Origin of the sequence: Pedobacter cryophilus (assembly GCF_005116455.1) — a bacterium.
Lineage (GTDB): Bacteria > Bacteroidota > Bacteroidia > Sphingobacteriales > Sphingobacteriaceae > Pseudopedobacter > Pseudopedobacter cryophilum.
The window spans coordinates 307,792-323,873 of sequence record NZ_SWBP01000003.1 but is presented as its reverse complement, the minus strand read 5'-3'; the positions used below and the strand labels follow the sequence as shown (position 1 = coordinate 323,873).

Annotated in this window: 11 protein-coding genes; 3 read left to right on the top strand and 8 right to left on the bottom strand. The window is 31.8% G+C overall.

Going from position 1 to position 16,082, the window contains the following annotated elements; genetic code table 11:
* Positions 1-234: 234 nt before the first annotated feature.
* Positions 235-765 (top strand): DUF3575 domain-containing protein, encoded by a 531-nt coding sequence (locus FA046_RS10475; protein WP_136826355.1) that lies wholly within the window; start codon positions 235-237, stop codon positions 763-765.
* Positions 766-866: 101 nt separating this feature from the next.
* Here FA046_RS10475 and FA046_RS10470 read toward each other — a convergent pair whose 3' ends face one another.
* The gene (locus tag FA046_RS10470) at positions 867-1,910 is read right to left on the bottom strand and encodes a UDP-glucose--hexose-1-phosphate uridylyltransferase (protein WP_136826354.1); all 1,044 of its coding nucleotides are present in this window, start codon (positions 1,908-1,910) and stop codon (positions 867-869) included.
* Between the two features lies 1 nt (position 1,911).
* Positions 1,912-3,069: a galactokinase gene (gene galK, locus FA046_RS10465; protein WP_136826353.1), complete on the bottom strand. Its 1,158-nt coding sequence runs from the start codon at positions 3,067-3,069 to the stop codon at positions 1,912-1,914.
* A gap of 386 nt (positions 3,070-3,455) precedes the next feature.
* Here galK and FA046_RS10460 point away from each other — a divergent pair, with 386 nt between their 5' ends.
* Entirely contained in the window at positions 3,456-4,328 is an 873-nt protein-coding gene (locus tag FA046_RS10460; protein WP_136826352.1) for an AraC family transcriptional regulator, read from the top strand.
* Between the two features lie 11 nt (positions 4,329-4,339).
* On the opposite strand, the gene FA046_RS10455 is transcribed toward FA046_RS10460, so the two are convergent.
* Complete coding sequence (locus tag FA046_RS10455; RefSeq protein WP_136826351.1) at positions 4,340-5,827, bottom strand: sensor histidine kinase; 1,488 nt, start codon at positions 5,825-5,827, stop codon at positions 4,340-4,342.
* Positions 5,828-6,337: 510 nt separating this feature from the next.
* Between FA046_RS10455 and FA046_RS10450 the strand changes: the two genes are divergently transcribed.
* Positions 6,338-7,624, top strand: a complete 1,287-nt coding sequence (locus tag FA046_RS10450; RefSeq protein WP_136826350.1) for a citrate synthase — start codon at positions 6,338-6,340, stop codon at positions 7,622-7,624.
* Positions 7,625-7,693: 69 nt separating this feature from the next.
* Here FA046_RS10450 and FA046_RS10445 read toward each other — a convergent pair whose 3' ends face one another.
* The 5 genes from FA046_RS10445 to FA046_RS10425 all read right to left on the bottom strand — a co-directional run bounded on the left by FA046_RS10445 (position 7,694) and on the right by FA046_RS10425 (position 16,053).
* Positions 7,694-8,824 (bottom strand): efflux RND transporter periplasmic adaptor subunit, encoded by a 1,131-nt coding sequence (locus tag FA046_RS10445; RefSeq protein ID WP_136826349.1) that lies wholly within the window; start codon positions 8,822-8,824, stop codon positions 7,694-7,696.
* Between the two features lie 5 nt (positions 8,825-8,829).
* Complete coding sequence (locus FA046_RS10440) at positions 8,830-13,185, bottom strand: CusA/CzcA family heavy metal efflux RND transporter (protein WP_136826348.1); 4,356 nt, start codon at positions 13,183-13,185, stop codon at positions 8,830-8,832.
* An 87-nt stretch (positions 13,186-13,272) separates the two neighbouring features.
* Entirely contained in the window at positions 13,273-13,659 is a 387-nt protein-coding gene (locus FA046_RS10435; protein ID WP_205943635.1) for a hypothetical protein, read from the bottom strand.
* A gap of 101 nt (positions 13,660-13,760) precedes the next feature.
* Positions 13,761-14,765 (bottom strand): DUF3667 domain-containing protein, encoded by a 1,005-nt coding sequence (locus FA046_RS10430; protein ID WP_136826346.1) that lies wholly within the window; start codon positions 14,763-14,765, stop codon positions 13,761-13,763.
* A gap of 13 nt (positions 14,766-14,778) precedes the next feature.
* Complete coding sequence (locus FA046_RS10425) at positions 14,779-16,053, bottom strand: NupC/NupG family nucleoside CNT transporter (RefSeq protein ID WP_136826345.1); 1,275 nt, start codon at positions 16,051-16,053, stop codon at positions 14,779-14,781.
* Positions 16,054-16,082: the final 29 nt, after the last annotated feature.

Genomic DNA, 16,082 nt, shown 5'->3' with positions numbered 1-16,082 from the left:
ATTAAATTAATGAATTTAGACAACCACGAAGTGGTTGAATATCTAAATTTTTATCGGAGTAGGATTTGCGTTCTTGATTGAAGAGGTATACTTTTTATTGGTGTGCCATTCGTCTTCGCTCACGGGTAAAATAAAAGATAGACTTGGGCAATTAGGTAGCTTAAAGCTAGTTAAAACACCCTAATAAAACCATATTAAAAGAATGATATTGTATATTTAGTTAAATAATTTGTCATGAAAAATTTAATATTTCTTTTATTATCTGTTATAATACTTTGTAATAAAACTTCATTTGCTCAAATAAAAAGATTTTCTATTAATACAAACCTTGCTAATTTAGCAGCCAAAGGCCCATCTTTATCTTTAGAATATAAATTTTCAAAAAAATGGAGTATTCAGGCTTATGCTTCAAAAGGAGAGATAAATATTGGGAATAACTATTCTTATAAAACTGCAATTTTAGATTTCAAACACAAAATAGATAAACAACTATATACCTCAACTTATTTTAGGTATATAGAAAAAGATGTTTATAGACCCTATGTCTTTCATCCTGTTATTTCTTTAGATAATGGTAGAGATTTTCAAGGTAAAGGCATTTCTATGGGTCAGACTATTGGATACGAGGTTTTTAGAAATAAGATATATAATTTAGACTTATTTGCTGGTGCGGGTTATGGTGGTTTCATAAAACAGTCAGGAGATAGAAATAGAATAGGTTTCCTTGATTTAAGAATAGGTATTTTAACAGGGTTTAACTTTTAATGCTAAAATAAATTAGACAAAAAAAATCGCAATCGGTTTTCACCAATCGCGATTTATAAATCCTAAGTTGATGTTTCCACAAACCTAAGTCAATCCAAAAATCATTTACTCAAATAATGTAACTCGGGTAATTCTTTCAGTTTCATAGCAGCTTGTTCTGCCGTAATATCTCTTTGCGGATTAGCCATCATTTCATAACCTACCATAAACTTTTTAACCGTTGCCGAGCGTAATAACGGTGGGTAAAAGTGCATGTGCCAATGCCATTCGGGGTGTTCGCCATCATTTACCGGCGCTTGGTGAATACCAGACGAGTAGGGGAATGAGGTTTCAAAAAGGTTATCGTATTTAATGGTTAAGGCTTTAAAAATTTGAGCTAAAGCCAGTGTTTCTTCGCTATTAAATTGGTGCGTATATTGAACTTGTCTTTTGCTAATTACTATGGTTTCATAAGGCCAAACTGCCCAAAATGGCACCAAAGCCACAAAATGTTCATTCTCTACCACTACTCTTTCTTGGGTTTTTAATTCTTCTTCTAAATAAGCAGTTAAAAGACTGCGTTGATGCTCTTTATAATAAGCTGCAAACTGAACGGTTTCTTTTTTAGGTTCTACTGGCACACTACTTTGCGACCATATTTGCCCATGCGGATGAGGGTTGCTGCAACCCATAATATCGCCTTTGTTTTCGAAAATCTGAATGTATTTAATCCATTCGTTTTTAGAAAGTTCTAGAAATTCGGCTTTCCATAAATCAATTACCTGAGTAATTTCTGAAACTTCCATCTGCGGAAGCGTTAAATCATGACGAGGAGAGAAACAGATGACCCTGCAAATTCCTTTCTCACTTTTAGCTTGCAATAAACCGTTTACATTAATTTCTCCGTGAGGCGTATCGTTTAAAAGAGAAGAAAAATCATTGGTGAAAGCATAAGGAGCTGTATATTTTGGATTGATTGATCCATCAGATCTTTCATTACCAGGGCATAAATAACATTTTTCATCATAAGCCGGACGCTTGTTGACTGCCGCTGCTTCTACTTTTCCTTGCCAAGGTCTTTTGGTACGGTGTGGCGAAACCAAAATCCAATCGCCAGTTAATATATTTAAACGTTGGTGTGGGTGTTCTTCAAAATTAAAATTCATATTAATTCACTATGTGTGTGCCGTTTTCTATTTGAGTGATGTAAACATTCATTCCGATGTTCATTTTATTCCAATAGGCATCTTTAATGCGTTTTACCACGTTGTCTAAATCATCTTCTTTTACTAAAGTGATTACGCAGCCACCAAAACCACCACCCATCATTCGGGCTCCTAAAATGTTTTCCTCTTTTTTGGTACAGCTTACAATAAAATCTAATTCGGGGCAGCTTACTTCATATAATTCGCTTAAACCAGCATGGGTTTCGTACATTTTCTGTCCAAAATCTTCTATCTTATTTTGAGATAAATCTTCGCAAGCGGCCAATAAACGGTTGTTTTCTTCTACTACATACTTACAACGGTGGTAAATATCAGTACTTTCAGTGGCTAAACATTCCTCAACCATAGCTATGGTGGCATCTCTTAAGGTTTTTACATCAGGGTATTTTTGTTGGATGATAGAAACGCCTTCGCCACACTGGCTTGTACGCACATTATATTCTGATGAAGCTAAAGAGTGTTTCACCATAGAATCAAACAATACTATTTTAATTCCTTCTAATTCAAAAGGAACATATTCATATTCTAGCGAACGACAATCTAATTTTACCACATGTCCTTTTTTACCAAAAACACTGGCAAATTGATCCATAATTCCGCAGTTTACACCTACAAATTCGTTCTCGGCTTTTTGAGCCAATTTCACCATTTGCATTTTATCTAAACCCAACTCAAAAATATGGTCTAATGCAAAAACGGTAGCACATTCTAAAGCCGCAGATGATGACATTCCAGCTCCTAAAGGCACATCTCCAGAAATTACCGCATTAAAACCTCCAATTTTTTTATTAATTTTTAACAATTGCTCTACAATGCAAATCACATAGTTAGGCCATCCTTTATCAGAATAATTGCAATGGCTTACCGTAGTGGAAAAGCTTTCTTCTAAATCTGCGGCAACAATAAAAATGGTATCGTCTTCTCTTTCTTTAATAGCAATATAAGCTGCTTTATTAATGGCTGCAGGTAAAACAAAGCCCATATTATAATCGGTATGTTCGCCAATTAGGTTTACCCTGCCTGGTGATCTTACTATTAAAGGCTCTTCATTAAAGGTTTTTAAGAAAATGCTTTTAACAAGATGTTGTGGATCTCTCATTGTAATAAATTAAGATTTTATAAATTTTAGGTTATTAAATTGGTCTATTCTTATGCGTTTTAATCATTAAATTGGGCGTTTTAACACGCTTTCCGCTGTATCTTTTTTTGTCCTGAAAAGACCAAAAAAAGGATGCCGCTTCAATCGTTAACGCACTTATAAACGTTAATAATTGTTTTCTCGAAATTATTTTAAATTTTGGCTATCAAATCAATTAAAAACTGTTTGCTAACAGTCTGTATAAATGGCATTTAATAATAATCAAATTTAAAGGATGAAAAATGCAGTAGTATGTACAATATTCTTATAGTGTTGGATAATATTCTTGCATAAATAATGATAATTGCTTTAATTTATAAATTGTTAGGATAGATTATAAACTTAAGATGAAGAAAAAGCAGGGTTTTGCGGGGCAAAGAACTATAGAATTATCACCAGAAATGGTACAGGATTTTTGCGCAAAGCATCCATCGGCAATAAACGGTCATTTTACTAAAATTGGTTTTTTTCCCGATGCTAAATATCAGTTTATAGAAAATAATAGGGGCAGGGAAGAGTATATTGTAATTTACTGCATTAACGGTTATGGCGTAGCTCAAATTAACCAAACAATTTATCACATTTCTCCCGGCGATTTTTTTATTATTCCTGCACATACTCCTTTTTCTTACCAGGCTGATGTTTTAAAGCCCTGGAGTATTTTCTGGTTTTTTTTTAAAGGAAATGCCATTGAAGAAATTGCCGATTTGTTTATCAAATCGGCGCAAGCACATAAAGGATTTTTGCCTTATAATGAAGAACGTATTAAATTATTTAACAGAATTTATCAGAATTTAGAACGTGGTTATGGTAATGAAAATTTAACCATGATGAATATGTGCTTATTAAATTTGATTTCCTCATTTGTTTTGGTAACTCATAATAGTAGCCCAAAAGAAGATAAATCACAAAACTTAATTAACAGTAGCATTCAATTTATGAAAGAGCGTAGCGAGCAAAATGTATCCTTAAGCGAAATTGCCGAGAATGTAAATATGTCTGTTTCGCATTTCTCTTTGGTGTTTAAAAAGAAAACTGGTACTTCTCCTGTTAATTATTACAACACTATAAAAATGCAGAAAGCTTGCGAATACCTAAAGTTTACAGATATTTTAGTGAAAGAGATTGCCTTTAAGTTAGGAATACTTGATCCGCAGTATTTTTCTAGATTGTTTACCAAAACTATAGGAATGTCGCCTAATGAATATCGAAAAAATTGATTTACAGAATATTATGCAATAATAATTTGATCATTAGCAATCAACAAATCAATTTTATGGCCAATGTAAAAATCAGGAATAAGTACCTTAATTTCTGTCATGTTTTTGGCATTGGTATTAATTTCTATAAGGCCATTTAATTTATCTAAAGCAGTTTTTATAGTGTAAAGTCCTAATCTAATTCCATCTGCATCACCATCTTTTAAACTTGCATTCTTAAAAAGTTCAAAAGCATGTTTCATCTCTTTTTCGGTAAATTCTAATCCATTATTGGCCACCGTTAAGCTCAATATTCCGTTTTTATCAATAAAAGAACTGATGGCTATTTTTGGGTTTAAGCTATCGCTAAATTTAAATGCATTGTCTAATAAATTGCAGATAATAGATTCTACTATTTGGGTATCAGAATTAAATTGTTTTAAAGTTTGAGTTTCTGTTTTAATCACCACTTCTGCTTTAGACTGATGATACTTTTTCTTAATTTGAGATAAAGCGGTATTTACAGTATCACCTACAAATACATGTTCTATTTTTAATTCTTTGGTTCTCAGGTTGTTTACTAAAATCATTTTCTTTAGCATATTATCCATTTTCTGAGATTCAATTTCTATCATTTCAACCAATTCTTGTTTATCATCTTCACATTTTGCTAAAGATGTTAAACCTAAAATTCTGCACAAAGGCCCTCTAATATCATGAGAGGTACTATAAAAAAATGATTCTAATTCTTTATTTACATCGATCAACTTTTTGTTTACTACACTTAGTTCTTTTGTTCTATGGTTAACTTGTTCTTCTAATTCTTGCTTGTATTTTTGCTGTGTTAATGAATATACTTCTTCTTTTTTAAGCACTTCTTTTAAGAAAAGGTATAATAGAAAGCCAATAACCGAATATATGAGTGCGATAAAAGAGATATTGCCTATTAATTTTTTGTTAACATCAATCATAAACTCTTCAAAATTTTGATCGGTTTGTATAATGGCTACAACTTTGCCTGCTTTATTTTTTATGGGTGCAAATGAAGAAAGCCAAATTCCATTTTCGTCTAAATATTCATCAATAAAACCACCTTTTTCATAATCGGTTATAAGTTCTTTTGGAGGCGTGTGGTATCTGTGTTTATAGTATGGGTTAACACTTGAAGTTATCCCGAAAAAGAATTTTTTAAAGTCATTAGAGGGAAACAATGTATATATAGGAGTATTAATTCCTGCTGAAGCTTGTGCTTGTGCTAAAATGTTGTGTATAGATTGGTAATCTGCATCTTGATGTGATGTTTTTATATCATCTTGTTTTTTGTACTGATTAATAACTTTCTCATGCAAATCGCCATTAATCTGTTTTGCTAATAAATTAGAGAGGGTTGATAATTTTGCAAAAACAGTTTGTTTAGCATGGCTAATATTGTTTTGATAGGAGTGAAATGCGTTATACAATGCTAAAACAATTAGACATACGTACACTGAAATGATAATTTTAAATTTCAGATTTTTCATCTTCGATTTTTGAAATTTGTTTAAAGATGTTAGAAATAACGAATTGATTTTAAGTTTAGATTTTTTATCTAATTAAATTTATTAAATATCATGTAAATGTTACAATTCCCTTTTAATATCAAATAATACCTGATTGTACCTTGCAATAACAAATTCTTATAAATTATAAAACCATTTTTTAATATATTTTCTCGACTTTAATAACCATTAATTATTCATATTTATATACAATATTGGGTTTATCAGCTATATTTTTTAATAAATAACTGTTATTAGAGATAAAAACAGGCTAATTCTATTTTTTTTAAAAGAAGAAGTTTAAAATGTTAAAATTAGCTTAACATTCTGATTCATTGTTGTTAAACCATTTAAAATTCAAGATTGATTATTATTTCAATACTGTTTTGAAAAAATATTGAATAACGAAATGTAAAGTAAATGTTATTTAATGCATATTTTTTATGTTATGTAGGAGAATTAATTAAATTTGTTCGCAAAGCCACTTATTATATGTCAGAAACAGCAGAACTTAAATTAGACGGAAAAGTATTCAATCTTCCAATTATAGAAGGAACAGAAAATGAAAAAGCAATTGATATTGGAAAACTTAGAGATCAATCAGGTTTTGTTACGTTAGATACAGGCTATAAAAATACAGGTGCTACAAAAAGTGCTATTACTTTTTTAGACGGCGAAAAAGGTATTTTAAAATACAGAGGTTATGGTATTGAAGAATTAGCAGAAAAAGCATCTTTTGTAGAAGTAGCTTATCTTTTAATTTACGGAAACTTACCTACAGAAGCTCAATTAGCTGACTTTCAACATCAAATTAGTCGCCATACTTTAGTTCACGAGGATATGAAGAAGTTTTTTGATGGTTTTCCATCAAAATCTCACCCAATGGGTCAGCTTTCTTCTTTAGTGTGTTCACTTTCTTCATTTTATCCTGAGTCTTTAAATCCAAACCAAACTAAAGAAGAATTTGAGTTAACCATTATCAAATTATTAGGTAAAATGGCCACTATAGTATCCTGGATTTATAAAAAATCTTTAGGGCATCCGGTAATTTATCCTAAAAATAAGTTTGATTATGTTACAAATTTCCTTTACATGACCTTTGGTCAGCGTACGGAAGATGTTGTAATAGACCCGGTTGTGGTTAACGCCATGAATCAGTTATTAATTTTACATGCAGACCATGAACAAAATTGTTCTACCTCTACAGTTAGAATTGTAGGTTCTTCTGACTGTAATTTATACGCATCAATTTCTGCCGGTATTTCTGCATTATGGGGACCTCTACATGGTGGAGCTAACCAAGCGGTTATTGAAATGCTAGAAAAAATTAAGGATGATGGTGGAGATGTTGATAAATGGGTAAATAAAGCGAAAGATAAAAATGATTCATTCCGTTTAATGGGATTTGGTCATCGTGTATACAAAAACTTTGATCCAAGAGCTAAAATTATCAAAAAGGCTTGTGATGATATTTTAGAGAAATTAGGTATCAATGATCCTGTTTTAGAAATTGCAAAAAAATTAGAGGAAGTTGCTTTAAGCGATCCTTATTTTGTAGAAAGAAAATTGTATCCTAACGTAGATTTCTATTCTGGAATTATTTATAGAGCTTTAGGTTTCCCAACAGAAATGTTTACTGTGTTATTTGCTTTAGGACGTTTACCAGGTTGGATTGCTCAATGGAAAGAAATGCGTGAAAATAAAGAACCAATTGGCAGACCTCGTCAGATTTATGTAGGTGAAATTAACAGGAATTTTGTGGCGCTAGAAAAAAGATAATTTTCTTAGCTCAATTAAACAAAAAAAGCTACCATTTATCAAAAATGGTAGCTTTTTTTGTTTGTTAATTTATTCCTCAGCGGTGTTTTTCATCAACATTAATAATGAATAAGCTCCTTTAACAACAAAATCTTCGGCTTCTAAATTGTTTTTTTGATTAATTATTTCTGTGAAGCCATTTTCACTATCTCCAAGTTTAACTTCCACCATTTCAAACTCACTTTTATTTTTTTTCACAAATACATATTGCTTGCCTTCAAAACGTACAATGGCATCGGCGGGTAGCGTCATCGCTTGTTTATTCTTCACCTTTATTTCGGCGTTCATATAAGTTCCAGGAATTAGCTTTTTGTCAAAATTTTCAAAATGGCAATGCACTTCAGTAGTTCCATTGTTAGATAAATCTCTGCCAATTAAAATAATTTCACATTGATGTTTGTTTTCTGGTTGATAATTAGTGTACGCTTCTAATTGCTGCCCAATAAAAAGTTTTTCTATATCTTTTTCAAATATGGTTAACGCTAAATGAATGTCTTTAGGATTAATCAACTCAAATAGTATATCTGTAGGCGATACATATTTCCCAATATTTACATTTACCATAGATACATATCCATTAATTGGCGAATAAACATTTATACTTCTGGTAATATTGTTTTCACTTATACTTTTAGGGTTAATACCTACCAATGCTAGTTTTTGAGAAAGTGCGGTAATTAAAACTTTCTGACTTCTGTAATCTGCTTCTACTTGCTGGTACACTTTATTGCTACTCGCTTGGCTCTCATTTAGCTCTTTTTGTCTTTGATATTCCTTTTCTAAATAAATGATTTTCACTTTAGCTGTTAAATAATCTTGTTGTAATTGAATGTACTGTTGATCTTCTATTACCGCTATTACTTCTCCCTTATTTAAATGCATTCCGGGTAAAAGTTTAGTTGATTTTAAATATCCCCCTAATGGGATGCTAATAGAAACCACATTTTGCGGAGGGACATCAATTTTTCCATTTACCTTTAAAATAGAGGAAATGGATTTTAACTCCATTTTTGCAACAGAAATGTCTGCATTTTTCATTTGTATAGCCGAAAGCGAAACTAAATTGTTAGCCAGTTTATTTTCTACTTCTTCTGCGGGTTGAGTTTGGCTGCATCCTGCAAACAGGATGGAGATAAATATTAGATATATGGTCAGTTTCATGATGTTTAATTATTTGCTTTTAAATAGTTAAGTTGAATTATAGATTGATTAAGGCTTTTAACAGCATCAACATAATCACTTTTTACATTGGTAGATTGATTAATTAATTGAACCCAATCTAAATAATTAATTTCTCCATTTGCCAGTTGTAGGTTTGCTGTTTTATTAATTAAATCAGCATTTTTTAAACCTATTTCCTTAAAGTAAGTAACAGTTTTTAAATATTTATGGTGCTGATTTAAAGCTATTTGATATTCTGATTGTATTGATTGAAGAACGACGTTGTAATTGTTTTCCGCAATTTCCAGATTAAATTTAGCACTATTAATTTTTGCCTTTTGTGCCTGCATAAAAATTGGAATTCCAATACCAAATTGTACGGCACTAAAGCGGGTTGAAGCAGTATATATATTATTATCTGCTCCAGTTCCTTGAATGCTAGTATTGCTGTAACCCAATGATAAATCTGGTAATAACTTACTTCTCTCTAGTTTTACAAAAGAATAAGCTACTAACTTTTGTTGTTCCACTACTTTTACTAAGCTATGCTGTTTTAAAGCAGCCGAATCTGTTTGATGAACGATAGCCATTTCATAAGTACCACCTGTATCTGGCATTAAAGGGATATCAGAATTTAATAGCAATTGAAATTGTATTAGCATGATGGCTAAATCTTCTGATAAATTATTCAATTGGACTTTAATTTGACCTAATTGTATTTCGGCACTCGTTTTTTCGAGAATATTACTTTCTCCTTTTGTAAAACGAAGCTCTGCCTTTTTGTAAAAAGAGGAGTACAAACTATCTGCAAACTGAAGCAACTTTTTCTTTTCATGAATGTAAATGATATCATAAAATTGCTCTGTAACTTGTTTCTTTAGTAGAGATTCTTTTACTGAGGCACTTAAAACACTACTTTTCCATTCTTCTTGTAATAGGTTTTTTTGCCTTGCATATACAGTGGGGAAACTAAACGATTGAGCAATACCAAATTTTGTATCGTTATAATTACTATTGATTTGGCCTGCTTCGCCATATAAATTTGCTTGAGGAATAGTTGCAGCGCTTTTAATTAGTAATTGCTGATATTGAGCTTTTAACTGCTCATTCTTAAAATGTAAATTGTTTTTAACTGCCATTTCAATTGCTGCATCTAATTTTATTGGGGGTTGTGCAAATGAACTTGAGCCAAAACTCAAACAAAATAGAATAATGGATGATGCAATTATTGATTTTTTCTTTTTGATAAATCCTTTTTCAAAAGTCATATAAAGAACAGGTAAAACAAATAAGGTTAAAAATGTAGCTACTAATAGACCGCCAATTACTACGGTAGCTAATGGTCTTTGTACTTCGGCTCCAGAGCCATCACTAACTGCCATGGGTAAAAATCCTAAGGAGGCAACAAAAGCAGTCATCAATACAGGTCTTAGCCTTACTTTTGTCCCCATTAAAACTATTCTTTTTACATCGGTTAATCCATCAGATTTTAGCCTGTTAAATTCGGCAATTAAAACAATTCCATTTAATACGGCTACTCCAAATAAAGCTATAAAACCAATACCAGCACTAATACTAAATGGCATGCCTCTTAAAGCTAAAAAAATAATCCCGCCAATAGCGGATAATGGAATTGCAGAATAAATAAGTAAACCTTGTTTTATAGAATTAAAAGCAAAATATAATAGGATGAGTATAAGCAATAAAGAAACAGGTACGGCAACCATTAGACGTTGCTTAGCTGCATTTAAGTTTTCAAACGCACCACCATAGGTCACATAATAACCTGTTGGAAATTTCACCTCTTTATTAATTTTTTCTTGTAGTTCATTTACGATGCTTTGTACATCTCTTCCACGTACATTAAAGCCAACCACAATTCTCCTTTTAGCATCTTCTCTTTGTATCTGGTTAGGGCTATCCTTAATTTGAACATCAGCTAATTGATAAAGTGGTATTTGAGCGCCTGTTGGGGTACGTATTAAAAGGTTTTGTACATCTTTAAGATCTGCTCTTTGATTACTTTTTAACCTTACCACAATATCAAAACGTTTTTCTCCTTCAAATAATAAGCCTGTGCTTTGGCCTGCAAATGCAGTATTTACAATTTTATTAATATCAGCAATGTTTAAATTGTATTGAGCTATTGCATTTCTATTGTAATTAATTACAATTTGCGGCATTCCAGCTATGGCTTCCACGTATAGGTTTTTAGCGCCTTCTACAGAGTTGATAATGCTACCTAATTTTTCTGCATAAGCAGCAAGTGTATCTAAATCTTCGCCAAAAATTTTACAAACTACATCTTGTCTTGCACCTGTCATCAATTCATTAAAACGCATTTGAACAGGAAACTGAAAGCCAGCTGTAATACCAGGGACAGCTGTTAACGCTTTACCCATTTTTTCGCTTAATTCATCAAATGTTTTAGCTGATGTCCACTCTGCTTTAGGCTTTAAAATCACCATCATATCGCTGGCTTCCATAGGCATAGGGTCTGTTGGGACTTCACCACTACCAATTTTAGTCACTACTTTTTCTACCTCCGGAAACTGCGTTTTTAAGATATGAGCTGCCTGTGTCGTATTTTTTATGGTGGTATTTAAGTTGCTACCTGTTAAAACTCGAGTATCTACGGCAAAATCTCCTTCTTCTAAAGCCGGAATAAATTCGCCACCTAAAGTTGATAAAAGAATAACAGAGAAAATAAATAATCCAAAAGCCAAAGACATCACTAGTTTAGGAAAACCTATCACTTTATGGAGCGCTTTTTGGTATATGATCTCCACTTTAATCATCAATTTATCTGAAATGTTTTGCTTGGTTTTTATCGTTTTACTTAAAAAAATTGAGCTCATCATTGGGATATAAGTAAGTGAAAGTATAAATGCACCTAATAATGCAAATGCTACAGTTTGCGCCATTGGCTTAAACATTTTTCCTTCAATTCCCTCTAAAGTAAATATGGGTAAATAAACTACCAGAATAATAATCTGACCAAAAACAGCACTATTCATCATTTTACTGGCAGATATTTTAACTTCCCCATCCATTTGGTTTTGGGTTAATTTATTTAGACCAGTAAACTTGTTTCCGTGTGAAAGTTGATGCATTACAGCCTCCACAATAATAACAGCACCGTCTACAATTAACCCAAAATCTAAAGCTCCCAAACTCATTAGGTTGCCACTTACCCCAAATAAATTCATCATGATAATGGCAAATAACATGGCTAAGGGAATTACCGAGGCTACTAAAAGACCAGCTCTAAAATTTCCTAAAAATAACACTAACACAAAAATGACGATTAATGCCCCTTCAAGTAGGTTTTTTTCGACAGTTCCAATCGCATTATTCACCATTTTGGTACGATCTAAAAATGGTTCTATAACAACCCCTTCTGGTAATGATTTTTGAATTTGAGCGATTCGGTTTTTTACATCCTTTATCACATCGCTGCTATTTGCTCCTTTTAGCATCATTACGATAGCACCTGCAACTTCACCTTTATCATTATAAGTCATTGCTCCATATCTGGTTGCATGACCAATTTTTATTTCAGCTACATCCTTTATAAATATTGGAGCGTCATTATTGGTGTTTTTAATTATGATATTGTTGATGTCTTCAATGTTTCCTATCAATCCTTCTGTTCTGATAAATAAAACCGTTGGACCTTTTTCTATATAAGAACCACCAGTATTTTGATTATTGTTTTCGAGCGCCTTAAATACATCAGTTATGGTAATTTGCAGAGAAAGTAATTTGTTTGGGTCAACCTCAATACTGTATTGTTTTAGCTTTCCACCAAAACTGCTCACTTCTGCCACACCTTTTACACCCAATAATTGACGACGTACAATCCAATCTTGAATGGTTCTTAAATCTGTTTCGTTAAATTTATCTTCATAACCATCTTTAGGCCTCACCACGTATTGATATATTTCTCCTAATCCAGTACTTATGGGGCCTAATTCTGGCCGGCCAATACCTTGTGGGATTTGAGATTGAACCTGCTGTAATCTTTCTGAAACTTGTTGCCTTGCCCAGTAAATATCAGTATCATCATCAAAAACAATAGTAACCAAGGATAAACCAAACCGAGAAAAACTTCGGATTTCTTTTAAACCTGCAATATTATTATTGACTTGTTCAATAGGGAAGGTAACCAAACGTTCAATATCTGTAGCACCAAATGATGGGGCAATGGTTATCACCTGTACCTGATTGTTTGTAATATCAGGTACAGCATCTATAGGCAGTTTTGTTAATTGGTAACTGCCATAACCAATAAGGGCGATGATAAATAGCCCAACAACGAGTTTGTTTTTTACAGCAAACCCAATTATTGCATTTAGCATAATGGTATAATTAAATAGAATTTAAAATTGATTGCTTAATAATGAGCCATTATTTATAAAATTTGTGTTAAAAATAATGGTTAAAAATTAAACAGTTTTTGGCGGTTGCCAGATATTAGAAAGATATGTAGAGATAGAACTTTGATTTAAACGTATATAGTTTTTCTTTTTTAGAATTTCTATAGGATTCTTAATTGAGAAAGTTGGCGTAAGAGGAACAAAATGATTATTAATGATAGAAATGTTATCAGAGCTAGTTTTAAAAGGCAATTGCATGTCTCTATCATAATCTTTATCTCTTGGGTTGCCATTTAGGTAATGCATATCAAAAAATGCAATTAAAGAGATGTCTTTATCTTGAGATTTGTGTTCAGAAAAATGTTCAAAAAAAACATTTAGTTTCAAAAACTGTGATACTTCAGTTGTTGAAACTAAATAAATAATTAAAAACAGTATGGCGGTTAACTTCTTCAAAACGTATTTAAAATTACTAAAAATTTGTAAATATTTTGAATCTATTAATAACAAGATTTTACTATTCAAAGGAAAATTTTAATTTTTAGATAATTTGGAAATTAATGAGCTACAGAATTAACAATAGTTTGAACTATAGAGGTAGAAAGCCCGTAAGCAATAGAATATAAGATACCAAGAGTAATCATTTTAAATACTGTGACGCTACCAGATCTTTTATAAACCACTTTTAGGCTTTTATAGATATACCAAACAAAAACTCCAAAAACTATAATGGCTATGTAGTAGATAATAAAATTTGGAATTATAAAATGTAAGATATTGTAAACAAGAAGTACTAAAAATGCGAAAGAATGAAAATGAAGGGTATAAATTACATGTTCAATAAAATACCGTTTGTTTTTTCTAAAACTTTTCATCAAAAAGAAAGCGAAAATAGGGGTAAGGATAAAAAACACTTTAGAGCCATATTTTTCTATAATATCTTTACTTGAGCTTTTAACAGACGATTCAATCTCTTTTTCATAAGGCTCACCTTTAGTTTTTTCAAGTTCGGTGATAAAATTATTTAACGAAACAGCATCTTTCTGTTTACTAGCAATATTTTTAAAACTATCTATAATTACTTGCTGTCTTTCTTCTTTTAAAGATTTAAATAAACTTATTTGTTCTTTTCTAACCGCATTTTTAACTTCTGGCTGAAGCTGTTTAGGTAAAAAATTCAAATTGTTTTCATATTCTGAAGGAATACTAATTTGTTCAGGTACATTATTTTTTTTTGAACTCTCTTTTTGAGGATTTAAAATGGGTCTGAATAGAAAATAAACAATAGAGATAAAAATGAACAAACTTACTGGCTGTAGATATTGAGTTCTTTTGCCGTTAATATAATCTATTGTAAGTTGCCCTGGTTTAGTAAATAAAGGAATAATTGTATTAAAAAATTTAGAATCAAAATGGAAATAATGCCCTATGCTATGACTTAAAAAATGCCAGAAAGGCTCATGAAGGTCTAAATTCTCTTGACCACAATTACCGCAAAATTTACCTTTTACAGTTGCGCCGCAGTTTAAACAATTACTTTGTTTTCTGTAATGTTTACTCATAAAAAAGTGAAAATTACATTAAAATACCTGCTATTGTTGCCGACATGTAAGAGGCCAAAGTTCCACAAATTAAGGCTCTAACACCTAATTTAGCAAGATCTGTTCTGCGTTCTGGCGCTAATTCTCCAATTCCACCAACTTGTATGGCTATAGAAGAGAAATTTGCAAATCCACATAAAGCAAAACTGGTAATCAATAATGTTTTTGGATCTAAAACGTCTTTAATTTTAGCTAAATCTAAATAAGCAACAAACTCATTAATCACCATTTTTGTTCCCATTAGAGAGCCTGCAATTTGAGCATCTTTTAACGGAACACCCATGGCCATTGCAAATAATGAAAACAACGATCCTAATATTTGATTTAAGCTTAATGTATTGATATCAATTCCAATAAAAGCCAGAGATAAACCTAAACTACCCAAAGAACTTCCAATAAAAGCTAATACATAATCTAACAAAGCAATAATAGCGATAAAGCCAATAAGCATCGCAATTACATTTAAACCTACTTTTAAACCATCAGATGCGCCATGAGAAATTGCATCAACCAAATTTGCATTGGTTTTTTTTATTTCTAAAGATACGACTCCTTGTGTTTCAGAAACTTGAGTTTCGGGCCAAACAATTTTAGAAATTACTAAAGCACCGGGCGCAGCCATTAATGAAGCTGCAATTAAATATTCGGCTGGCACACCTAAAGCAATATAAACTGCCATTACACCACCTGCAATACAAGCCATAGAACCTGTCATAGAAGCTAATAACTCAGACATTGTCATTCCTTTTAGGTATGGTTTAATCATGATTTGAGCTTCTACCTGCCCAACAAAAGCACTAGCTACATTAGATAAAGCTTCTGAACCTGAAACGCCCATTACTTTATAAACAATGTAGGCTATAAATTTCACTACTCTTTGCATCACCCCTAAATAATAGGCTACCGAAACTAAAACAGCAACAAATATGATGGTAGGAATAATTTTAAAGAAAAATATAAAATCGTTACCGGCGCCAAAAGCTTTATCCATAAAACCTTTATTAACTAGGGCGCCAAAAACAAAGTTTGCACCTGCATCAGAAAAGCTAAGGATTTTGGTTACGCCATTACCTAACTTACTAAATAGTTGTTGACCAAAAGGAACTTTTAAGATAAATAGCGCTAAGCCAAGTTGAATAGATAATCCTGTGAAGACTAATCTGTAATTTATTGCCTTTCTGTTGTTGGATAATAAAAAAGCGATACCTAAAATAAGTGCGATACCAATAAGACCGGTGAATCTTTCCATAAAAGAAAAAAAGTTCTGTTTAGAGTGCT

What these genes read in the sequence shown, in the direction of transcription:
- FA046_RS10470 (WP_136826354.1), bottom strand. Translation starts at nt 1,910, where the DNA reads ATGAATTTTAATTTTGAAGAACACCCACACCAACGTTTAAATATATTA.
- FA046_RS10425 (WP_136826345.1), bottom strand. Translation starts at nt 16,053, where the DNA reads ATGGAAAGATTCACCGGTCTTATTGGTATCGCACTTATTTTAGGTATC.
- FA046_RS10430 (WP_136826346.1), bottom strand. Translation starts at nt 14,765, where the DNA reads ATGAGTAAACATTACAGAAAACAAAGTAATTGTTTAAACTGCGGCGCA.
- galK (WP_136826353.1), bottom strand. Translation starts at nt 3,069, where the DNA reads ATGAGAGATCCACAACATCTTGTTAAAAGCATTTTCTTAAAAACCTTT.
- FA046_RS10450 (WP_136826350.1), top strand. Translation starts at nt 6,338, where the DNA reads ATGTCAGAAACAGCAGAACTTAAATTAGACGGAAAAGTATTCAATCTT.
- FA046_RS10475 (WP_136826355.1), top strand. Translation starts at nt 235, where the DNA reads ATGAAAAATTTAATATTTCTTTTATTATCTGTTATAATACTTTGTAAT.
- FA046_RS10440 (WP_136826348.1), bottom strand. Translation starts at nt 13,185, where the DNA reads ATGCTAAATGCAATAATTGGGTTTGCTGTAAAAAACAAACTCGTTGTT.
- FA046_RS10455 (WP_136826351.1), bottom strand. Translation starts at nt 5,827, where the DNA reads ATGAAAAATCTGAAATTTAAAATTATCATTTCAGTGTACGTATGTCTA.
- FA046_RS10445 (WP_136826349.1), bottom strand. Translation starts at nt 8,824, where the DNA reads ATGAAACTGACCATATATCTAATATTTATCTCCATCCTGTTTGCAGGA.
- FA046_RS10460 (WP_136826352.1), top strand. Translation starts at nt 3,456, where the DNA reads ATGAAGAAAAAGCAGGGTTTTGCGGGGCAAAGAACTATAGAATTATCA.